Raw genomic sequence first — 19450 nt, forward strand, 5'->3', positions numbered from 1 at the left:
GAGCTGCAGACACTCCTTGCTCTCTGGGCCGGCGCCTGCCCCACCTGCCACCGCGACATACCCACACCGCTACGAACCTGACCAAGCCCTACTAGGAGTCTCCGGCCATGCCGGGCACACGCCGGGCCTCGGCGAGCAGGTTGCCGGCGCGGATCATCATCTTGCTCGGGATGCACGCCCAGTACGGGCACTCCCCGCCGACCAGTTCCGCCTCCACCCCGACCACGTCCAGCCCTTCCTCGGCCAGACGCTCGGCGGCGTGTTCACCGCCGACCCCCATTCCGATCACCACGGCATCGACTGCGTGCGGTACGTGCGCCATGAGGGACCTCCTTGAACAACCGTGCCCGAGATGGTCACGGTCTTTGCGTATCGGGGACAGCGGGGGGTGTGGGCGCCGCCACGTCGCCGGTGTCACTTGCCTGGCGCGGGCGCCGCGTCGTGCGGGCGGTCCTCGCGGTGCCCCACACCAGCGTGGCGGCCAGCATCACCAGGGTGAGCGGGTAGAACACCGGGCGCAGGGGGATCAGGACCGGCAGGAGGGCGGCGGCGGTACTGGCACCGAGCACCAGCACGAAGGCCGGTACGCAGCAGGCGAAGCCGAGCAGGAACGCCGGAAGCACGGCGAGGAGCCGGGCGTAGCGGGTGCGCCGGCAGGAGGCGGCCTGCCGGGCAGCGTGGGCGGTGACGGCGATGTTGCACCCGACAAGTGCGGCCACGACCGCGCCGAGCAGCAGGTTGACCGGGCTGATGAAGACCGCGACGTGGCTGCCGGGATGCCAAGCGAGGACCGGCTCGAACAGGTACGGCGCCCGCGCCGTAAACAGCTGATCCGGCGCGGCCCGCACGAGTGGGGCTCCGGTGAACCGGCCCGAAACCGAGACCGCGAGGTCGCCGATGGAGAACAGGTAGACCACCAGGGTGAGGGTCGTGGCGATCAGTGCGGCCCTGCGGTAGCGGCGAACGGCGAGGGCGGCACGCACCCGCCGGGGCGTCACAGCGATCGCGGCAACGGTGCCGTCCCAGGCATCGCCCGCCTGGGCGAAAACGGTCAGCAGCCTGCTCATGTCCGCACCTGGGTGTTGGGGTAGAAGGAGTACCAGGCGAACCACATGGCGTCGAGGAAGTCCGCCGGAACCCACCGCTCCCCGTCGCGCTGGAGGACGCGGGCCGTGCCCAGCTTCTCGTCCCAGCGGGCCTCCACCTGCGTGCCGCCGACGTCCGCGCGCACGATCCGGTTCGCCCTCACGAGGTCCTTGTCGATGGCAAGGCGCCCGCCACCGACCCGTACGCCGATGACCACGTGCTTGTCGTCGAAGCGGTCACTCGTGGCCAGAACGGGGAAGAGCAGGCCGCCCTTGACGTAGTAGCCGCTGCGGCCCGGGAAGGAGCCGTAGGGGTCGCTGCCGTAGCTGCGCAGCGCGCCGGTGTCGGTGGACAGCACCTCGGTGTCGGGGTGCGCGGTCCGCCACTGCTTCCACGTGGTCCACACCAGCGGGATGGTGGCGAGCTTCGTGCCCTTGAGCGGGCCGCTGACCGCAGTTCCGAGCAGTTGGGGCCACTCGGACCCGGTCTGCCGGTCGTACATCAGCAGGTTGGAGTTGACGAGCTTGCCGGTGGTGCCGAACGTCAGGTCCTGGGCGCCGGGCGGGGCACGCAATCCGATGGCCGTGCCCGTGAGCGGGCAGTAGGTGACGGCGAGCGGCTCGCTGGCCACCGTGTCGTTGACGATCTCGTGCCACACCAGGACAAGCTGCGGGTACGCCCTCACCACGCCGCGATACTCAAGGGCGAAGACTGGATCGTCGTCGTCGAGGAAGTCGGCCCTGTTCGCCGGGACGAAGCGGGGCTTGTCGATGGAGGGGATGCCGTCCTTGCCCGGCCCGCCGGACACGGCGGCATCGGCGAGCGCCTCCAGCGACGGGTCCTGGCCCGGCTGCACGGCCGTCACCGGATCCGGGCGGTCGGCGAGGGTCTGCCAGCCGATCACGCCACCGCCGACGAGCAGCACCGTGGTCGCACCGATCACTCCCGCGCCCTTGAGGGCCTGCTGGCGAGGCTGGCGGGGGGACTGCTGACCGTTCACCTGGCACCTCCCGATCTCCCGGGATGCGGGCTCGCACGGTGGCGAGATCCGCTTCGCCCTTCGACCGTGCCGGGTGCGGGGGTGGTGGTTCGGTGAGCGCGCTTACAGTTCTCGCCCCGGTCGGGAGCCTACGGTCGGATCATGGTGCTGAGGATCGTGCTCGGGACGGTGTACACGGCGATGGGCGTCGCCCAGCTCGCCTCCTTCGGGGACATGCCGCGGATTCTGTCCGCGTACGGGCTGGTGACCGCCAGCGCCGCGACCGTACTGGCCGTGGCGCTGATCGCCGGGGAGCTGGTGTGCGGGATCTGGTTCCTGGCTCGCCCACGATCGAAGGCCCTGGTGCCGGTGTGGGTGTTCACGGCCGTGTCGGTGGCATGGTCGCTGCTGGCCGTACAGGCGTACGCACGCGGCCTCACAGTGGCCAACTGCGGCTGCTTCGGCGTCTATCTCACCCAGCGGCTGAGCTGGTTCGTCCTGGCCCAGGACGCTTTGATGCTGTGCTACGCGTGGCTGCTGCTGCGCGCGGCCCGCAAGGCGCCCACCGCGCCGGCCGAGCGGGCTGTCGCCAACGGCGATCCGGCCCCACTCCCAGCGTCGAGGGCGGAGGCTGGTCCCGATGCCCGCATCCCGTGAACCCTCCGGTCCGCGCGGCCTGCTGGCCGCCGCCGGTACCGGGCTGCTGATCGTGCTGGCCTGCGCGGGCCCGCTGCTCGTGGCCGGCGGCGCGGCCGTCGCCGTCGGCGCCGCGCGCGGCAGTCCCCCACTGATCACCGTCGGCACAGTGATGGTGCTCGCCGCTGTCGTCGCCGTCGTCCATGCGGTGCGACGCCGGGCCCGCCGCTCCATGCCCGACCGAGGAGGCGATCCTGATGCGTCGGACTCGTGAGCGCACCGGCCCGGGCGGCATCTGGGCCGCCGTCGGCGCCGGGCTGCTCATGGTGGCGTGCTGCGCCGGCCCCCTGCTCGTGGCCGGCGGGGCGATCAGCGGCCTCGGCGGAGCCCTGTGCAACCCATGGCTGATCACCGTGGGGGCGGTCGTAGTCCTCATCTCCGTCGTCCACGTCCTGCGGTGCCGGGTCCGGCGCCGTCATGGTGCGGGGCCCGAGGACTGCTGCACGACCGTGCCCTTGTCACAACGCCAGGGCCGGGCTCACCAGCAGCCCGGCCGCACTCGCGAGTAAGAGGAGTCCACATGACCCAGGCCACCCCCGAACCACGGCGCAAGGTGGACCGCGACGAGGTGTTCGTCGAATTCACCAAGTCGATCTGCCCCATGTGCAAGACCCCCGTCGACGCCCAGGTCAACATCCGCGAGAACAAGGTCTACCTGCGCAAACGCTGCCGGGAACACGGCGAGTTCGAGGCGCTGGTCTACGGGGACGCGGAGGAGTACCTGGCCTCGGCCCGGTTCAACAAGCCCGGCACGATCCCGCTCGTCTTCCAGACCGAAGTGAAGGACGGCTGCCCGTCCGACTGCGGGCTGTGCCCCGAGCACAAGCAGCACGCCTGTCTCGGGATCATCGAGGTCAACACCGGCTGCAACCTGGACTGCCCGATCTGCTTCGCAGACTCGGGACACCAGAGCGACGGTTACTCGATCACCCACGAACAGTGCGTTCGCATGCTCGACGCGTTCGTGGAGTCCGAGGGCGAGGCGGAAGTGGTGATGTTCTCCGGCGGCGAGCCGACCATCCACAAACACATCCTGGACTTCATCGACCTCGCCCAGGACCGGCCGATCAAGAACGTCAACCTCAACACCAACGGGATCCGCCTGGCCACCGACAAACGCTTCGTCGCCGAACTCGGCAAGCGCAACCAGGTCCCTGGCCGATCGGTGAACATCTACCTCCAGTTCGACGGCTTCGACGAGCGCACACATCTGCAAATCCGGGGCCGTGACCTGCGTACGTTCAAGCAGCGGGCCCTGGACAACTGCGCCGAGGCCGGCCTGACCGTGACCCTCGTGGCGGCCGTGGAGCGCGGCCTGAACGAACACGAACTGGGCGACATCATCGAGTACGGCATCGACCATCCCGCCGTCCGGTCGGTCGCCTTCCAGCCGGTCACCCACTCCGGCCGACACGTGGAATTCGACCCCCTGCAGCGGCTCACCAACCCCGACGTCATCCGGCTCATCAACGACCAGCGCCCCGACTGGTTCCAGAAGGGCGACTTCTTCCCCGTCCCCTGCTGCTTCCCCACCTGCCGCTCCATCACCTACCTCCTGGCCGACGGCGAACCGGGCAACCGCACCGTCGTCCCCATCCCGCGGCTCTTGAACGTCGAGGACTACCTCGACTACGTCACCAACCGGGTCATGCCCGACGCCGGCATCCGCGAGGCCCTGGAGAAACTGTGGTCGGCCTCCGCCTTCATGGGCACCGCCACCACCGACGAGAAGCTGCGAGCGACCGCCGAGGTACTGGACTGCGCGGACGCCTGCGGCATCGACCTCCCGCAGGCCGTGAAGCAGCTAAACGACAAGACGTTCATGATCGTCGTGCAGGACTTCCAGGACCCCTACACCCTCAACGTCAAGCAGCTGATGAAGTGCTGCGTCGAGGAGATCACCCCCGACGGCCGCCTCATCCCCTTCTGCGCCTACAACTCAGTCGGCTACCGCGAACAGGTACGCGCTCAGATGTCCGGCGTCGCCGTCGCCGACGTCGTACCCAACGCCCTGCCGCTCGCCGACCGCCTCACCACGACGCCGTACGGGTCCAAGACCGCGAAGGAAGCCAACAATGGACAGTGACGCCATCAAAGCGTGCTGCGCCGACGCCTACTCGAAAGACGTCGTGGCCCTGCTGCTCGGCGACTCCTACCACCCCGGCGGCACCACACTGACCCGACGTCTTGCCGATCACCTCGGGCTCAGCGCGGATTCCCGGGTCCTGGACGTGGCCTCGGGGCGCGGCACCACTGCTCTCCTCCTCGCCGACGCGTACGGGGCCGTGGTCGACGGCGTCGACTACTCACGGGCCAGCACCGCGCTCGCCCAAGGAGCCGCCCAGGCGGCCGACCTCGCTGACCGGGCCGTCTTCACCACGGGCGACGCCGAGCAGCTCCCGTACAAGGGTGCACTGTTCGACGCTGTGGTGTGTGAGTGCGCCCTGTGTACCTTCCCGGACAAGGGGCGGGCCGCCGCCGAGTTCGCCCGCGTCCTGAAGCCCGGCGGCCGGGTCGGCATCACCGACGTCACGGCCACGCCCGGTCGCCTGCCGCCCGAGCTGTCCACGCTCGGTGCGCGCATCGCCTGTATCGCCGACGCCCGCCCCCTGGCCGAATACACGCAGATCCTGGCCGCCGCGGGGCTGCGCACCGTACACACCGAGCACCGCGACCAGGCCATGCTCCGCATGATCGACCAGATCGAGGCGCGGCTGAACCTGCTCCGCATCACCGCCCCCGACAAGCTCGCGGCGGGCGGAGTGGACCTCGACGCCGCCCCCGGCGTCATGAACGCGGCCCGCACTGCCGTCGCCGACGGTGTCCTCGGCTACGCGCTCCTCATCGCCGAGAAGCCGCTACCGCCTGGTACGTAAGCGTCCTCACATACCTGCAACGCCCATGAGTCATAGCGTCGGTTCCGGACGAGACATCAGCATGTGGGAAAGGACTTCGACCATGACAACCGCCGTGAACGTACCGCCGAGAATCGCCGCCATCCCGGTCCACGCTCTATGGGGCGCTGCGGCCGGCCTTGTCGGAGGCGTCGGAATGGGCATCTGGATGTCGGTTTCCCGGCCGATGATGGACACCGCGATGATCACGATGGTCGCCGGCCTCCTCGGCACCACCAACGCCTTCGCCGGCTGGCTGATCCACCTGTCCATCGCCCTCTTCGCAGGCATCACCTTCGGCGCGCTGCTCGGGCAGTTCGCCCAGAAGCCCGCGCCCGCCGTCGTCCTCGGACTGGCCTACGGCGCCGTGTGGTGGACCGTCGGCGCCCTGTGGATCATGCCCGCCAACATGGGTATGCCGGTCTTCGAATGGAACGACGTCACCAGCTCCAGCCTCGGCGCCCACCTCGTCTTCGGGCTCCTCGCCGGACTGACCTTCGCGGGCATCGCCCAGGCGATGGGCAAGCAGCGCACGGGCCAGGCCGGAGGATGACAGCGATACCGCCGGCGCCAGCACCCGGTCCCGCCACACCGCCCCGGGGTGCCGCACTCCCCGGCAGTACCCCGGACGGCTACTGTCTGGTGAGCAGCGCCGAGGCGCTGGGCAGCCCGGCGTGGGGCGCCGCGCCCCCGCCGTGGGCACCGGGACGACGCGAGGAGCCACACCGTATGACCCACGCCGGAGAGGACTCCGAGCGGACCTGGTGCATCTCCGAGGTCGACATCTTCCGCGACCTCAGCGAGCGGGAGATGGAGGCCATCGCCGCCGCGGCCCCGATGAAGACCTACAACGCCGGCGAGATCCTCTACTCCCCGTCCCAGCCGTCCGAGGTGCTCTTCATCCTCAAGAAGGGGCGCATCCGGGTCTTCCGGGTCTCCGCCGACGGCCGTGCCCTCACGACCGCGATCATCACGCCGGGCACCATCTTCGGCGAGATGGTGCTGCTCGGCCAGCGCATGTACGACAACTTCGCCGAAGCCCTCGACGACGCCGTCGTGTGCGTCATGAGCCGCGCCGATGTCCACCGCTTCCTGCTGTCCGACGCCCGGATCTCCGCGCGCATCACCGCAATCCTCGGCGGACGCCTCGCCGACCTCGAACAACGCCTCTCCGACAGCGTGTTCAAGACCGTCGCCCAGCGCGTGGCCACCACCCTGATCACGCTCACCACCGCCCAGCCCCCATCCACGCCCCTGCGGCCCGGCGGCCGGCACCCCCAAATCGCTCTCACCCACGAACAGCTCGCCGCCCTCGCCGGCACCTCCCGGGAAACCTGCACCAAGGTCCTGCGCGACTACGCCGACCACGGCCTGATCCGCCTCGCCCGCGGCCGCATCACCGTCCTCGACACCGACAGGCTCCGCGACGAAGCCGGATAGTCGCGCGGCGACACCTGCGCGAGCCTGTGGCGAGACTGACAGCCGTCCACGGCTCTACCGCAGGAGCTGGCCGTGACCTACCCGGTCCGATTGGACCGGAAGTCGGTCGGCGTAGTCCCGAAGCGATCACGGAAGGCGTGCGAGAAATGGCTGCGGCTGGCAAACCCGACACGTCGGCCGACGACGTCGACGGGCAGGGTCGTGCTCTGCAGTAGTTCAGCCGCTCGCCTCAGCCTGATGTCCCGAAGCAACTCCATGGGGGTGCGCCCGAAGAACGTCTTGAACTCACGCGCGAACGCGGAACGGCTCATGGAAACCTGAGCCGCGAGCGATTCGAGCGAATGGCCGTTCGCGGGCCGCTCAAGCATGATTTCCAGCGCGCGCGCCATCCGAGGCTCCTCAAGTGCCTCCAGCCAGGGAAGCACACATGTGTCACCCGTGGAGAGCCGCCGGAGCAGAAGCACGAGACACTCATTCATGAGCGAGGCGAGCAGCACTCTGCTACCCGGCGCCGGGGCCCGGCTCTCCGCGAGGAGTCGCGCGAAGATGTGCACCATCTCGTCCTGACCGGCGAAGTCCGTCACGAGGGGATCGGCGAGCAGGTCGAAGAGACCCGGGCCATGCGCGTACGACGCCTGCAATCGACCGCACGCGACGACGAGAGCCTTGTCCTCGTCCGGACCGTTGTCACCCCCGGCGAACACCTGCATGGCATCCACCTCGCCCACGGCCGAGACGCTCCTGATCTTCCGGTCAGCAACACCGGAGGGCCGCCGAATGGCATGTCCGAGGTGCGCCGGCATCACCACGAGATGTCCCTGCCGCACCGCTCTCGCCCGGGTCGGCCCCCATACCACCTCGCCATCGCCTTCGAGGACGAAATGCAAGGCCACGTCGTCCCGGGCGTCCAGCCGCAACGAGGAGCCGGCGGGAATCCGGCACAACGCGAACGGCTCGACATGTACGGCGAGGCTGTCCAGCAAACGCTCCAGCAGCATGCACCGACCGTAGCAACGCGGAGTCCTTGGACGCCGCCGCACGTATGCGAGACCCATCCGTACGGCTTCAGGGCGAGGCTGATGACATCGGAGATACCCGAACCGGAGCAAAGGGGAGCGTCATGTCGGTTACCGATACGGCCGTGGTCATCACCGATCCGCAGAGCGATTTCCTCAGCCCGGCCGGCGCAGCATGGCAGCTCGTGGGAGCCAGTGTGGAAGCCAATCGAACCATCGAACACATCGAGCAACTGCTTAAGGCGGCCAAGGACAACGGCTACCCCGTGTTCGTCTCCCCGCACTACTACTACCCGGCCGACAGCAAGTGGGAGTTCGGCGGCACCGTCGAGAAGATGATGCACGACACCAGCATGTTCGCCCGCAAGGGCCCACTCACCCTGGAAGGATTCGAAGGATCGGGTGCCGACTGGCTGGAGCGGTTCAAGCCCTATTTCGAGGACGGGCAGACGATCGTGGCGAGCCCGCACAAGGTGTACGGCCCCGAGAACAACGACCTCACCCTTCAGCTCAGAAAGCGCGGGGTCACGAAGGTCGTCCTGGCCGGCATGTCCGCCAACCTCTGCGTCGAATCCCACCTGCGCGAACTCCTCGAGCAGGGATTCCAGGTCACCGTGGTGAAGGACGCCACAGCGGCGGCGCAGCACCCCGAGCTGGGTGACGGCTACGCCGCAGCACTGACGAACTTCGGTTTCCTCGCCAACGCCGTCGTGACCACCGATGAAGCGGTGCGGGACATCCAGAGCGGCCAATGATGACGCCCTGCCAGGCTCAACGAGAGCCATCAGGAGCCTGCTCCGGAGGGCGGGGTTTTGGGCCGCCCTTGGCGACGCGCCGGGCTTGACCGGTCGATTCGGCCCGCAGGCGCTGGACGGCCCTGGCGTCCTGCTCAGCGACGCACCGTCTCCATCTCATGCCCGCAGCAGCAGGTGGGGTTGCGGTCGCCCCCATGGCCAGGAGCAGCCCCTCTGGTCACAGTGATCTCGCAGCCGCACGACGCGTCCGGACACCGGTAGACCTCGCCTTCGACGAGTGCCATGACTTGCACCTCCTTCCGCTCCTTCGCCGTACGCTGAAGACGGTAGAACCTTCACGCAGGGTGAAGGTCAAGCCCGTGCGGCTAGCAGCCGAAGAGGGTGTGCGATGAGCCGGACCATGACTGTGGGACAGGCCGCCGAGGCATCGGCGCCACTCGCCGGGCAGTGCGATTGTACGAGGAGCGCGGCCTGCTGAGGTCGGTCCCGCGCACCGACGCCGGTTACCGCCTCTACGACCAGGACAACGTCGACACACTCACCTTCATCCGCAGGGCCCGGGCCCTCCCCCTCGACGACATCGGAACCATCCTCGCCCTGCGCCGCAGTGGCACCACCCCGTGCACGGCGGTGCGCGACATGGCGGACGCCCGTATCAGTGAGATCGACCGGGCCATCACTGACCTGCGGGCGCTGCGCGCGACCCTGGTGGCGGCACGCGAGGACGCGGTGGCCTCCGGGTCGGAGCCGGAGGCCGACGGCGTCTGTCCCGTCATCGAGTGTCACGCGCGCTGAGCGCCAGGCTAGTGGCTGCCGGCGAGTTCGCCGCTGAGTTTGCCGTGGAGGTGGGCGCTGGGGTCGTTCAGGCCGACGATCTCGACGGTCTTACCGCGCTGGGCGTACTTGCTCTCGATGGCGTCGAGGGCTGCGACGGAGGAGGCGTCCCAGATGTGCGCCGCGCTCAGGTCGATGATGACCTTGCCGGGGTCGCCCGCGTAGTCGAACTGGCCGACGAGGTCGTTGGACGAGGCGAAGAACAGCTCGCCGGTGACCCGGTAGAGGACCGTCCCACCGTCGGGGTCGGTGACGGCGGTGACCTCGGCGAGGTGGGCGACGCGCTTGGCGAAGATGACCATGGCGGTGATCGAGCCGACAACGACGCCGATGGCCAGGTTGTGGGTGGCGACCACGCACACGACGGTGACGAGCATGACGGTGATCTCGCCGGCGGGCATTCGCTTGAGGGTCTTGGGTGCGAGGGAGTGCCAGTCGAAGGTCGCGAACGACACCATGATCATGACGGCGACGAGCGCGGCCATGGGGATGTCGGAGACGATCGGGCCGAAGAGGATGCAGAGCACCATCAAGAAGGCCCCCGCCAGGAACGTCGACAGACGGGTGCGCGCGCCGGAGACCTTCACGTTGATCATCGTCTGGCCGATCATCGCGCAGCCGCCCATGCCGCCGAAGAAACCGGTGACGATGTTGGCGATGCCCTGGCCGATCGACTCGCGGGTCTTGTTCGAGTGGGTGTCGGTGATGTCATCGACGAGCTTGGCCGTCATCAGCGATTCCATCAGCCCGACCAGCGCCATCGCGAAGGCGTACGGGGCGATCGTCGTCAGGGTGTCCATGGTGAACGGCACGTCGGGCAGGCCCGGCACGGGGAGGGAGGACGGCAGTTCGCCCTTGTCGCCGACGGTCGGCACCGCGATGGCCGCACCGACGGTGATGACGGTGAGGATCACGATGGAGACGAGCGGTGCGGGGATCACGGTTGTGATCTTCGGGAAGAACACCATGAGCGCGAGGCCGCCGATGATCAGCGGATACACAGCCCAAGGGACGTTCCGCATCTCCGGCACCTGGGCCATGAAGATCAGGATGGCGAGGGAGTTGACGAAGCCGACCATCACCGAGCGCGGGATGAACCGCATCAGCTTTGCCACCCCGAGCGCTCCGAGGACGACCTGGAAGACGCCGGCGAGGATGACGGCGGCGATCAGGTAGCCGAGGCCGTGCTCTCGGTTGAGCGGGGCGATGACGAGGGCGATGGCACCGGTGGCGGCAGAGATCATCGCTCGGCGTCCGCCGACGACGGAGATGACGACGGCCATGGTGAAGGAGGCGAACAGGCCGACCGCAGGATCGACACCAGCGATGATCGAGAAGGAGATCGCCTCGGGGATCAGCGCCAGGGCGACAACCAGGCCCGCGAGGACCTCGGTGCGCCAGACCTTCGGATCGGTCAGCCAGTCGGGCTTCAGGCCGCGCAGGCGCGCGGCCGGGGACACAGCGGTAGCGGAAGACAAGAGTTCAGGAACCTGTCGTGCTCGGGCACACCCTGCGGCAGCCAGGGACATGCGGGAGGACGCGGAGGGGCCGGGCCGACACCCCGCGGACGGCCCCGTCAGCGCGGAGCCGGAAGACCAGAGGGAACGGAGCAGGCAGGCGCGAGGGCGCCGGGCTCACATTCGGGGGCGAAGCGTCACGGCGGGCAGGCGGCGGCACCGGGCGTCATGGGCTCGCGCACGCGTCTCTCCTGCAAGAATCAGAACTTCGCCGGGGGCGGCATCGGCCCCGACACGGCACTGGTGAAGCAGCGGTGCGCCGCTCCAGCATCAGCATCAGCATCAGCAACTCTACCCTAACGTTAGAGTAGGCATTGGCGGGTCCCGGCCGGGGCGACCACTGTGACGGAAAGGCCAGGAGCGGGGACGTGGACGGCAGGCACATGCAGATCGGCGAGGTCGCCGCGCGCACCGAGCTGTCCCTACGCACCATCCGGCACTACGAGGAGACCGGCCTGGTCGTCCCCTCCGCACGCTCTCAGGGGGGCTTCCGCCTCTACACCGAGAACGACGTTGCCCGCCTCATGGTCATCCGCCGGATGAAGCCGCTCGGCTTCACCCTGGACCAGATGCGCGACCTGCTGGATGCCACCGACCGCCTCGACGCCGGCGGTGAACTCGGCCCGGACGAGCGCGAGGCGCTTCTGGAGCGCGTGCGCGAGTACGAGAAGGCCGCAGCCGAGCAGGTGGAGAAGCTGCGGATCCAGCTCGCCCGCGCCGAGGACTTCGCCGCCACGCTCCGCGCACGGCTGCCCGAGAGCGAGTCGGCCCGTACCTGATCGCCGGGCGCCGGCAGAACCCGCCCTTACCCCTGCCTTCGGTCTCGGCGGCCGAGTCCGGCCACGGCAGCCCTCCTCCGAATCCGCACGTGGGCATCGCGAAGAAGTGGCTCAGGGGTGGCACCGGCGCATTCGCGACGAGGCGTGCGCTCCTACGGCTTTTCGCCATTCATTCCCAGGACTCCTGTCTAGTGAGTCCGGCAGCATTTCCGCAGGTGAGCGCCGCGTAGGCTGCTGCAGCTCGTAGGGTCCGAGCCACTGCGGCGCGGACGGCAGAGCAGCTGAGGAGCCTGTCCGTCGAGGTCAGCAGTTCAGGCTCCACGACCCGGGGGCCGCGAGGCCGAGTGACACACGTGGCTTGATGGCGGTCCGGCCAAGCACAGCACCGTGATGATCCATCAATTCCTGTCAGTGGCCGCTGCTACACCAATCTGAGGGACGAGCCGCGCCAGTGGCTCACCGACGGGAGGGAACAGCATGCCGAACATTCCGGACGGGTTCCATTATGTGCGTGGACACATCCGCCGTAACCCGAAACCGCGCAGCGCGAAGCGGATGAGCGGCTGGATGATCGCCGGACTGCTGGCCGGCGACTGGTTATGGGGGCAGGTGTTCGGGTTCGGTGAGGCGGCCTCCACGACGCCGCCCGCAGCTCCGCAGCCCGCCGCCTCCACTCCGGCCAGCCGCTGACGACGCGCACGCGGTGGCAGGTGCGCCGCCCACGCGGCGCCGCGGAGGTCCTCTCGGCGCTGGTCGTGGCCCTGGCCGTCGTGGTGCTGGCCATCCGGATGGCCGCTGCGACCGCCGCAGCGCTCGAGGACGCGTGGCCGTTCGTAGTGGCCGTCACTCTGCTGGCGTCCGCTCTTGGGGCCTGCCGGATCGTGCCGAGCGTGCGTCGGCACCGACTCGACGCCGGACGGCTGGCCACGTTGCGGATCACCCTGGCCGAACTTGACTCCATGGACGACCGGCAGTTCGAGCACGCGTTACGAGACCTCCTGGTCCGCGACGGCTGGCCGGCCCGCCGTGTGGGCGGTAGCGGTGACCAGGCCGCCGACGTCATGGGCGACCATCGCCAGCGAGGTCGAATCGTCGTACAGGCCAAGCACCGTGCAGGTCGCTGTGGTCTGGCGATCCGGCGAGAGGCCGTCACGAACACAACCGCTGGTATCGGTCCTGCTCACCGCCTGCTGCGCGGTGCTGGCCGGGGCTCGCTCCTATCTGGCCGTGGGTCAGTGGGCCCGCCACGCACCTCTGGATTCACTCGCCCGCCTCGGCGTGCGCGCCGCCGGCCCGCTGGGCGTGCGCCGCGCACCGTCGAGCTCCACCATCCGCCGCCTCCTGACCCTGGTATGCCCCGGCGGGCTTGCCGACCTGCTCGGCTGCGACCCCGCGGGCACCCGGCACCTGGCCGTGGACGGCAAGACCGCTCGCGGCTCGCGCACGGACACCGGCCCCGCCGCCCACCTGGTCTCCGCCGTCCTGGAAGGCGGACGCACCGTCAGCCAGCTGCGGGTGCCGGACAAGACCACCGAGGTCACCGCCTTCACGAAACTGCTGGCCCCGTTCAACCTGGCCGGTGTGGTGGTGACCGCCGATGCCCTGCACACCCACCGTGACCACGCCAGGTGGCTGACCGGGAAGATCACCCGTGAGACCGTCTACGCCATCATCTACCTGACGGCGCGTGAGGCATCTCCCCAGGCCATCGGCCAACTCGCCCGGGCGCACTGGGGTATCGAGGCCGTGCACCACGTCAGAGACACCACGTTCGGCGAGGACGCCTCGAAGATCCGCACCGGGCACGGGCCGGAGAACATGGCCACACTCCGCAGCTTCGCGATCAGCACCCTGCGCACCGCCGGGCACCACAGCATCACCGCCGGCCTGCGCGAGGTCTCCTACACACCCTTCACCCCTCCGCTGGAATTGATCGGACCGCCCTGACCAGCAACGCCACATGATCGCCAGGACTTTGAATCAGCCCTGCTCCCGAAGCGAGATCGAAAATGGCCGTCGCACGCGACCCGGACCCCGGATTCACCATCAGAGCGCGTTCTCAGTCCAAGTGCAACGGCGCATGTTCTGGGAATAGTTTGTGACACGATGCGAGGTCAGAAGCTGTTGTTTTTTCGGGCGTGATCGGTGCGTTTCCGCTGGTCGGGGATAGCAGTGGTGATTCTGTGGGAGTCGTGGCCTGTCGGGTCGTCGTTCCCCGGGAGGTCACGGATGCCGTCGGTTGTCGGACTGCTGGAACAGCACGAGCTCGCCGCTCGCCGTCGAGTCGACGGGCTGCGGGAGGAGGCCGACCGCATCCAGGCCGAGCTGGCTGCGGCCGAGCAGGAATGGCAGGAGTGGGCGATTGCCCGCAGGCGGGTCGACACGGTGCTGGCTCCGGATAGCGGCGACACCGCTGGCACGGAGGCCTCTGGCGATCGGCGGGATGCGGACGCGCCGACGGAACCTCGGGACGCGGCGAAGCCGAAGTCGCAGGTTCCGGCGTGGCGCCAGGGGCTGGCCTGGTCGGCGCTGTCAGTCGACTACCAGCGCATCCTCACGGCGCTCGCGGACCGGGACCGGCTCCATCAAGGGCCGCTGACCTGCCAGGAGATGGCAGCGTTGTTCGGCATGGACGTGGTGCCGGCGCGGGTGGAGGCACTGCGGTCGAGGGCGAAACGCCTGGTCGCGCGGGGATGGCTGGCCGAGCGGCAGCCGGGCCGGTTCACCCTCGCGGCAGGCGTGACCGGGCCAGGCGGCGCGTCATGAGCAGGGTCATCGACCAGTAGATCATCGCCTCGGCGCTGGTGGTGCGCCGCTCGAAGTCGCGCACCAGACGGCGGCTTCGCATCAGGTGGGCGAAGAGGCGCTCGACGATCCACCGCTTTGGCAGCACCACGAACCCCTTCTGGTCGTCGCTGCGTTTGACGATCGCCAGGACCAGGGCGAACGTGGCCAGGCAGTACTCGACGAGGCTGCCGGTGTAGCCGCCATCGGCCCAGACCAGTTCGAGGCGGTGGTGCGCGTAGGCGACCTGCCCGAGCAGGACCTGGGCGGCGATGCGGTCGCCGGTGTCCGCGGCGGTGACCATCACGCCCAGCACCAGACCGAGCGTGTCGACCACGACGTGCCGCTTGCGGCCGTTGATCAGCTTGCCGCCGTCGAAGCCCCGGCTGTCCCCACCGACGACGGCGTCCGCCTTGACGGACTGCGAATCGATCACTGCGGCCGTCGGCTCCGCATCCCGCCCCAACTCCTCGCGCATCCTCGCCCGCAACCGGTCGTGGAACTCCTTGACCAGCAAGTTGTCGCGCCAGCGGCGGAAGAATGCGTAAATGCGGTCCCACGGCGGAAAGTCGACGGGCATCGCTCGCCACTTGATCCCGTTGTCCACGAGATACCTGATCGCATCGAGCATTGCCCGGTGGCAGTACGCCTCCGGCCGGCCGCCCCGGCCACGCATCCAGCCCGGCACCGGCAGCAGCGGGCGGATGACGGCCCACTCCCCGTCCGTCATGCCCGTCGGATAACGAGGCTGCCGCGTCCCGTTGTCGGCGGCGCTTCCGAACCGGTGAGCCAGGCAGTCACACTCCCAGGTGACCGCGCTGGACTGCCCGGCCATCGGCACGCAAGACCGCTACACCAGGGCCTCCTGCTGCTCGGTGATTCGACACCAACGAGCTGTTCAGGAGGCCCTGTTCGTATGCGCCCAGCGTCCCGCGACCACCCGATCGGGACTCCCGTTCGACGCGCATCCCTCAAGATCGAAAAGACAACAGCTTCTCAGACGGACCCTCAACCCGCTCAGCCCGGCTCACCCTGCCGCTCGCGTTTTCGGAGTGGTTTCGCCAGCCCCTACCACACCGGCCATTTTGCTAAGGTACCCCGCCTCGCCAAGCTCCTGCGCGTCCCGGCCCTGGCCGACCGTGGGCCAGCCATGGCGGTCCGGCACCCTGGCGCCATCTTCACCGTCTACGAGTTGAACGGCTCGATCGGGACGCCGCCGAGCTGACCGCGCTGGCGGACCATCTCGGCAAACCCCTACCGTGACCTCGCACCAGCGCGCTTGTGACCGCGGACGGCCGCGGATGCTTCAGCCAGGGCTGGACTGGCGGTCGACCGGCATGGTGCCGGAGGTGCGGGCTGTTCGGGGTGAATGTCCGTAGTGGTGGGTGTGGGCGCGGGTGAAGTGGGCGGGGTCGGTGAAGCCCCAGCGGCGGGCGATGGCGGCGATGGGCTGGTCGGGGTGTTTGAGGAGGTCGTTGTGGGCGGCCTGGAGGCGCTGGGTGCGGATATGGGCGGCGATGCCGCCTTGGTGGTGGGTGGTGAAGAGGCGGTAGACGGTGCGCGGTGAGATGCCGTGGGCGTCGGCGATGGTCTCGACGCAGAGGGCGGCGTCGGTGAGGTTGCGCTGGATGTAGGCGGTGATGGCCTCGTACAGGTGGGTGCGGTCGGTGGTGTCCTGGCCGGACTCCGGCTGGGGCAGGGCCGCGCAGAGCAGGTCGACCGCGGCGGACAGGGCGGCGGTGGCGGTGCGCGGGGAGAGGTCGGGCAGGAGCTGGCCGGTGCGTGACAGGTGGTGGGTGAGCAGGTCGGTGGCCGGGGCGTCGGGCAGGGGCCGGCCGACGTGGCGGGCGGCGTTGGCGCAGGTGGCGTCCAGGGTGGCGGCGGGCACCAGCAGGGTCAGGTACACGACCTTGGGCGCGGGGACGCGGATGCGGCAGGGCCGGTCGGAGGCCCACAGCAGCAGTTCGCCGGGACCGACGCTGTGGTGCTGCCCGGCGTGCTCGAAGTCCTGCCGCCCGGCCAGGACCAGGTTAAGCCCGTACCAGCGGTCCTTGGCCCGTGCCACGTGCCGGCGGGTGCGAGCGACCTCCAGGCTCCCGCCGCGGTAGCTGGTGGCGACCAGGTCGCTGACGGTCTCACCCAGAGTGGCCCGTACCCGGGCCACCTGCCCGCCGGGCACGGTGCCGGGCTCTTCGAGTTTCACCCGCCATGGTGTCGGCGTACGGACTTTTCTCCCCAGTTGCGTACGGATGAACGTCCCCAGCTGTCAGGCCACTTCGTTCTCCCGCTCGATGGCCTTGAGGCGGTTCTTGAGCCGGTAGCTGGGGCCGTTGATGGAGATCACTTCGCAGTGGTGGAGGAGGCGGTCGAGGATGGCGGTGGCGAGGACCTCGTCGCCGAAGACCTGGCCCCATTCGCTGAAGGTCTTGTTCGAGGTCAGGATGATCGAGCCTTTCTCGTAACGCTTGGAGATCACCTGGAAGACCAGGTTCGCCTCGGCTCGTTCGAGGGGCTGGTAGCCGACCTCGTCGACCACGAGGACGCTGGGCCGCAGATAGGTGCCGAGCTTGTTCGTCAGACGGCCGGCGGCTTCAGCGGCTTTGAGGTTGCGGACCATGTCGTCGAGGCTGGTGAAGTAGATCGAGTAGCCGGCCCGGCAGGCCGCGACCGCGAGAGCGACGGCGATGTGGGTCTTGCCGACCCCGGGCGGCCCGAGCAGGGCGGCGTTCGCTTTGCCGTCGACGAACGAGAGGGTGGCGAGGTCCTTGACCTTGCGTGGGTCGAGGTCGGGCTGGAAGGAGAAGTCGTACTCATCGAGCGTCTTGTGGTGCGGCAGTCTGGAGAGCCGCAGGCCCTGGCGGAAGCGGCGGTCGTCACGGACGGCGAGTTCCTCGGAGAGGACCAGGTCGAGGAAGTCGAGGTAGCCCAGCTTCCCCTCGTCGGCCCGCCGGGTGTACTCGTTGATAGTTTCGGCCAGGTGGGGCAGGCCGAGCTTGCCGGCCGTGTTGCGGATGCGGGTGCTGACCAGCTCGCTCAAGACGTTTCCCTTGTGCTCGGACGGGTGGTGAAGGGGCGGGTGCCGGTCAGCTCGTCATAGACCGACAGCGGACGGCGGCCGACCTCGACGCGGGTGGCCGCGGCCCGGTTCAGCAGGGCCTGCAGAGGACCGGCCTCCTCGCCCAGAGGACGCTCCTTGCGAGGCCGTGGCAGAACATCGCCGGTGGTGGTCCGGCGGCCCTTGCCGGTGGGTAGGCCGTCCCAGTGGGCCTCGTCGACGACGCGGGCTCCGCGGCCGATCGCCCGTGGGTGGGTGGCCAGCAGCGTCTCGCCGCTGGCGTCCGCGATGGTGGAATGCAGCATGACCTGCGACTTCGTGGCCCGGATCTCCACCAGTTGACGCGGTCGGGCCCTGCGGGCAGGCACGGAGTAGAGGTTGCCACCGAAGGCAACCAGGCAGTCCTTGCCGACCGGCCGCAGATGCCGCTCGGCCACCAGATACGGAGTCTGCGGCAGAGGCTTGAGAGCTGCGTGGTCGCGGGCTGCCCGCTCTCCGATGATCTGCTGGTGTGTCCTGTGGGCCTGGGCCCGCCGCTGCGGCACCCAGGCGGCGAAGGCGGCGTCCATCTCCTCGACGGAGGAGAACGACCGGCCGGACAGGACGTGGTCGCGGACGATGAGGACCTGGCGCTCGACGCGTCCCTTGCCGGTGGGACGGTAGGCGGCCAGGACGTCGATGTCGAAGTCGTAGTGGCCGGCGAACCCGACCGCTTCCGGGTGCAGCGGGACCGCCTCGCCCGGAGCAACGTGGCGGCGGACCACCGTTTTCGTGCGGTCGTAGACGATCGTCATCGGGACGCCCCCGAAGTGGGCGAAGGCCCGGCGGTGGCAGTCGAAGAACGTCTGCAGGTCCTGGCTGGTGGTGAAGCAGCAGAACGGGTCACGCGAGTACGACAGCGTCACGTGGAAGGAGTAGACCTTCGGGATGCCCATGTGGGCGAGGATCTTGCCTTCGTCGCCCCAGTCGACCTGGGCCTGGGCGCCGGGGATGACCTCGAACCGGCGGTGCATGCCGGCGAGTTCCTTCGGCGTGATGCCGAGTTCCTCGGCGATGCGAGGCCGGGCTTCCTGAACGTAGAGCTTGACGCGCTGGTAGTTGCCGGTGAACCCGTACTCCGCGGCCAGTCGCCCGTGGATCACCGCGGCCTTCATCAAAATCTCTGCCCGCAGCATCGAGTCCACCAGCGGCGCGAACTCGTCGATCACCCTCGCCTTCGACCGCCCGTTCGGCGACCGGCGCGGCGGGGTCGCCGGCCCCGGTGCCGACAAGTACTTGCGGACCGTCTTCCGGTCCAGCCCTGTCTCCCGGGCCACTTCCGACAGGCTGATCGCCCCGGACTCCAGCAGACTCCGGAAGCGCCGAAGTTCCAACCAACGATGCGGATCCAGGACCACCGTCGACCTCCTGCCGCCGCCTCTCACCGACCAAGCAGCAGAGTGCCGAGCAGCAGGTCTCAACGCATCAGCAACTGTCCCTTTTCATCCGTACGCGGGTGGGGACGTTCAGGTGTACGCCGACACGAACAAGCAGGTCAGGAGCGCGATGAGCCGGATATGGGCGGGGATCGACAGCGGCAAGGGCCACCACCACGGCCTCGCACTGGATGCCGACG

Annotated in this window: 23 protein-coding genes and 1 pseudogene; 13 read left to right on the forward strand and 11 right to left on the reverse strand. The window is 69.0% G+C overall.

Going from position 1 to position 19450, the window contains the following annotated elements; all coding sequences use genetic code 11:
- Window positions 1-91: 91 nt before the first annotated feature.
- Genes ACWD1Z_RS34465 through ACWD1Z_RS34475 form a run of 3 tightly spaced genes read right to left on the reverse strand, consistent with a single transcriptional unit; the run spans window position 92 to window position 2086 of the window.
- Window positions 92-322 carry an FAD-dependent oxidoreductase gene (locus tag ACWD1Z_RS34465; RefSeq protein ID WP_451124375.1) on the reverse strand — a complete coding sequence of 77 codons (231 nt, stop codon included), beginning with the start codon at window positions 320-322 and terminating at the stop codon, window positions 92-94.
- Window positions 323-356: 34 nt separating this feature from the next.
- Window positions 357-1067 carry a hypothetical protein gene (locus tag ACWD1Z_RS34470; protein WP_451124377.1) on the reverse strand — a complete coding sequence of 237 codons (711 nt, stop codon included), beginning with the start codon at window positions 1065-1067 and terminating at the stop codon, window positions 357-359.
- Window positions 1064-2086 (reverse strand): DUF3179 domain-containing protein, encoded by a 1023-nt coding sequence (locus ACWD1Z_RS34475; protein WP_451124379.1) that lies wholly within the window; start codon window positions 2084-2086, stop codon window positions 1064-1066. Before ACWD1Z_RS34475 ends, ACWD1Z_RS34470 begins: the two co-directional genes overlap by 4 nt.
- A 141-nt stretch (window positions 2087-2227) precedes the next feature.
- Here ACWD1Z_RS34475 and ACWD1Z_RS34480 point away from each other — a divergent pair, with 141 nt between their 5' ends.
- The 5 genes from ACWD1Z_RS34480 to ACWD1Z_RS34500 are packed head-to-tail and all read left to right on the forward strand — an operon-like array spanning window position 2228 to window position 5637.
- Entirely contained in the window at window positions 2228-2722 is a 495-nt protein-coding gene (locus tag ACWD1Z_RS34480; protein ID WP_451124381.1) for a MauE/DoxX family redox-associated membrane protein, read from the forward strand.
- Window positions 2706-2975: a hypothetical protein gene (locus ACWD1Z_RS34485; RefSeq protein ID WP_451124383.1), complete on the forward strand. Its 270-nt coding sequence runs from the start codon at window positions 2706-2708 to the stop codon at window positions 2973-2975. Before ACWD1Z_RS34480 ends, ACWD1Z_RS34485 begins: the two co-directional genes overlap by 17 nt.
- Window positions 2959-3270, forward strand: coding sequence for a mercury transporter (locus tag ACWD1Z_RS34490; RefSeq protein WP_451124385.1), 312 nt, complete (start codon window positions 2959-2961; stop codon window positions 3268-3270). The genes ACWD1Z_RS34485 and ACWD1Z_RS34490 overlap by 17 nt, the downstream gene beginning before the upstream one ends.
- An 11-nt stretch (window positions 3271-3281) precedes the next feature.
- Window positions 3282-4847 (forward strand): radical SAM protein, encoded by a 1566-nt coding sequence (locus ACWD1Z_RS34495; RefSeq protein WP_451124387.1) that lies wholly within the window; start codon window positions 3282-3284, stop codon window positions 4845-4847.
- Window positions 4837-5637 carry a class I SAM-dependent methyltransferase gene (locus ACWD1Z_RS34500; RefSeq protein WP_451124389.1) on the forward strand — a complete coding sequence of 267 codons (801 nt, stop codon included), beginning with the start codon at window positions 4837-4839 and terminating at the stop codon, window positions 5635-5637. Before ACWD1Z_RS34495 ends, ACWD1Z_RS34500 begins: the two co-directional genes overlap by 11 nt.
- 30 nt (window positions 5638-5667) lie before the next feature.
- On the opposite strand, the gene ACWD1Z_RS34505 is transcribed toward ACWD1Z_RS34500, so the two are convergent.
- A complete protein-coding gene (locus tag ACWD1Z_RS34505) occupies window positions 5668-5865 on the reverse strand; it encodes a hypothetical protein (RefSeq protein WP_451124391.1) in 198 nt (65 codons plus the stop codon).
- On the opposite strand from ACWD1Z_RS34505, the gene ACWD1Z_RS34510 reads away from it, so the two are divergent.
- Window positions 5858-6208 carry a hypothetical protein gene (locus tag ACWD1Z_RS34510; protein ID WP_451124393.1) on the forward strand — a complete coding sequence of 117 codons (351 nt, stop codon included), beginning with the start codon at window positions 5858-5860 and terminating at the stop codon, window positions 6206-6208. The genes ACWD1Z_RS34505 and ACWD1Z_RS34510 overlap by 8 nt on opposite strands.
- Before the next feature lie 176 nt (window positions 6209-6384).
- Window positions 6385-7095 (forward strand): Crp/Fnr family transcriptional regulator, encoded by a 711-nt coding sequence (locus ACWD1Z_RS34515; protein WP_451124394.1) that lies wholly within the window; start codon window positions 6385-6387, stop codon window positions 7093-7095.
- 77 nt (window positions 7096-7172) lie between these two features.
- On the opposite strand, the gene ACWD1Z_RS34520 is transcribed toward ACWD1Z_RS34515, so the two are convergent.
- Window positions 7173-8093, reverse strand: a complete 921-nt coding sequence (locus ACWD1Z_RS34520) for a helix-turn-helix domain-containing protein (protein WP_451124395.1) — start codon at window positions 8091-8093, stop codon at window positions 7173-7175.
- 143 nt (window positions 8094-8236) lie between these two features.
- On the opposite strand from ACWD1Z_RS34520, the gene ACWD1Z_RS34525 reads away from it, so the two are divergent.
- Window positions 8237-8866 carry a cysteine hydrolase gene (locus tag ACWD1Z_RS34525; protein ID WP_451124397.1) on the forward strand — a complete coding sequence of 210 codons (630 nt, stop codon included), beginning with the start codon at window positions 8237-8239 and terminating at the stop codon, window positions 8864-8866.
- A 381-nt stretch (window positions 8867-9247) separates the two neighbouring features.
- Window positions 9248-9661, forward strand: a complete 414-nt coding sequence (locus ACWD1Z_RS34530; RefSeq protein ID WP_451124399.1) for a MerR family DNA-binding protein — start codon at window positions 9248-9250, stop codon at window positions 9659-9661.
- An 8-nt stretch (window positions 9662-9669) separates the two neighbouring features.
- Here ACWD1Z_RS34530 and ACWD1Z_RS34535 read toward each other — a convergent pair whose 3' ends face one another.
- The gene (locus ACWD1Z_RS34535; protein WP_451124401.1) at window positions 9670-11160 is read right to left on the reverse strand and encodes a SulP family inorganic anion transporter; all 1491 of its coding nucleotides are present in this window, start codon (window positions 11158-11160) and stop codon (window positions 9670-9672) included.
- 425 nt (window positions 11161-11585) lie between these two features.
- On the opposite strand from ACWD1Z_RS34535, the gene ACWD1Z_RS34540 reads away from it, so the two are divergent.
- Complete coding sequence (locus tag ACWD1Z_RS34540) at window positions 11586-11996, forward strand: MerR family transcriptional regulator (RefSeq protein ID WP_389421633.1); 411 nt, start codon at window positions 11586-11588, stop codon at window positions 11994-11996.
- 503 nt (window positions 11997-12499) lie between these two features.
- Here ACWD1Z_RS34540 and ACWD1Z_RS34545 read toward each other — a convergent pair.
- Window positions 12500-12979 carry a hypothetical protein gene (locus ACWD1Z_RS34545; RefSeq protein WP_451124403.1) on the reverse strand — a complete coding sequence of 160 codons (480 nt, stop codon included), beginning with the start codon at window positions 12977-12979 and terminating at the stop codon, window positions 12500-12502.
- On the opposite strand from ACWD1Z_RS34545, the pseudogene ACWD1Z_RS34550 reads away from it, so the two are divergent.
- From ACWD1Z_RS34550 to ACWD1Z_RS34560, 3 genes and pseudogenes are all read left to right on the forward strand, one after another.
- Window positions 12956-13063: pseudogene (locus tag ACWD1Z_RS34550) on the forward strand (restriction endonuclease); the annotation flags it as partial. The gene ACWD1Z_RS34545 and the pseudogene ACWD1Z_RS34550 sit on opposite strands and share 24 nt — an antisense overlap.
- A 160-nt stretch (window positions 13064-13223) precedes the next feature.
- The gene (locus ACWD1Z_RS34555; protein ID WP_451124405.1) at window positions 13224-13943 is read left to right on the forward strand and encodes a transposase; all 720 of its coding nucleotides are present in this window, start codon (window positions 13224-13226) and stop codon (window positions 13941-13943) included.
- Window positions 13944-14225: 282 nt separating this feature from the next.
- Window positions 14226-14762 (forward strand): hypothetical protein, encoded by a 537-nt coding sequence (locus ACWD1Z_RS34560; RefSeq protein WP_451124407.1) that lies wholly within the window; start codon window positions 14226-14228, stop codon window positions 14760-14762.
- Here the strand turns inward: ACWD1Z_RS34560 and ACWD1Z_RS34565 are convergent.
- The 4 genes from ACWD1Z_RS34565 to istA all read right to left on the reverse strand — a co-directional run bounded on the left by ACWD1Z_RS34565 (window position 14719) and on the right by istA (window position 19259).
- Window positions 14719-15510, reverse strand: coding sequence for an IS5 family transposase (locus ACWD1Z_RS34565; protein ID WP_451124409.1), 792 nt, complete (start codon window positions 15508-15510; stop codon window positions 14719-14721). The genes ACWD1Z_RS34560 and ACWD1Z_RS34565 overlap by 44 nt on opposite strands.
- A 576-nt stretch (window positions 15511-16086) precedes the next feature.
- Window positions 16087-16983, reverse strand: coding sequence for a helix-turn-helix domain-containing protein (locus ACWD1Z_RS34570; protein WP_451124411.1), 897 nt, complete (start codon window positions 16981-16983; stop codon window positions 16087-16089).
- Between the two features lie 63 nt (window positions 16984-17046).
- Window positions 17047-17817, reverse strand: coding sequence for an IS21-like element helper ATPase IstB (gene istB / locus ACWD1Z_RS34575; protein WP_451124413.1), 771 nt, complete (start codon window positions 17815-17817; stop codon window positions 17047-17049).
- Window positions 17814-19259 (reverse strand): IS21 family transposase, encoded by a 1446-nt coding sequence (gene istA, locus ACWD1Z_RS34580; protein WP_451124415.1) that lies wholly within the window; start codon window positions 19257-19259, stop codon window positions 17814-17816. Before istA ends, istB begins: the two co-directional genes overlap by 4 nt.
- Between the last annotated feature and the right edge of the window lie 191 nt (window positions 19260-19450).

The sequence above is a fragment of the Streptomyces sp. NPDC002784 genome, from assembly GCF_053592135.1.

Coding starts and splice junctions, on each gene's coding strand:
- ACWD1Z_RS34465 (WP_451124375.1), bottom strand. CDS start 322: ATGGCGCACGTACCGCACGCAGTCGATGCCGTGGTGATCGGAATGGGG.
- ACWD1Z_RS34470 (WP_451124377.1), bottom strand. CDS start 1,067: ATGAGCAGGCTGCTGACCGTTTTCGCCCAGGCGGGCGATGCCTGGGAC.
- ACWD1Z_RS34480 (WP_451124381.1), top strand. CDS start 2,228: ATGGTGCTGAGGATCGTGCTCGGGACGGTGTACACGGCGATGGGCGTC.
- ACWD1Z_RS34485 (WP_451124383.1), top strand. CDS start 2,706: ATGCCCGCATCCCGTGAACCCTCCGGTCCGCGCGGCCTGCTGGCCGCC.
- ACWD1Z_RS34490 (WP_451124385.1), top strand. CDS start 2,959: ATGCGTCGGACTCGTGAGCGCACCGGCCCGGGCGGCATCTGGGCCGCC.
- ACWD1Z_RS34495 (WP_451124387.1), top strand. CDS start 3,282: ATGACCCAGGCCACCCCCGAACCACGGCGCAAGGTGGACCGCGACGAG.
- ACWD1Z_RS34500 (WP_451124389.1), top strand. CDS start 4,837: ATGGACAGTGACGCCATCAAAGCGTGCTGCGCCGACGCCTACTCGAAA.
- ACWD1Z_RS34510 (WP_451124393.1), top strand. CDS start 5,858: ATGATCACGATGGTCGCCGGCCTCCTCGGCACCACCAACGCCTTCGCC.
- ACWD1Z_RS34515 (WP_451124394.1), top strand. CDS start 6,385: ATGACCCACGCCGGAGAGGACTCCGAGCGGACCTGGTGCATCTCCGAG.
- ACWD1Z_RS34520 (WP_451124395.1), bottom strand. CDS start 8,093: ATGCTGCTGGAGCGTTTGCTGGACAGCCTCGCCGTACATGTCGAGCCG.
- ACWD1Z_RS34560 (WP_451124407.1), top strand. CDS start 14,226: ATGCCGTCGGTTGTCGGACTGCTGGAACAGCACGAGCTCGCCGCTCGC.
- ACWD1Z_RS34565 (WP_451124409.1), bottom strand. CDS start 15,510: ATGACGGACGGGGAGTGGGCCGTCATCCGCCCGCTGCTGCCGGTGCCG.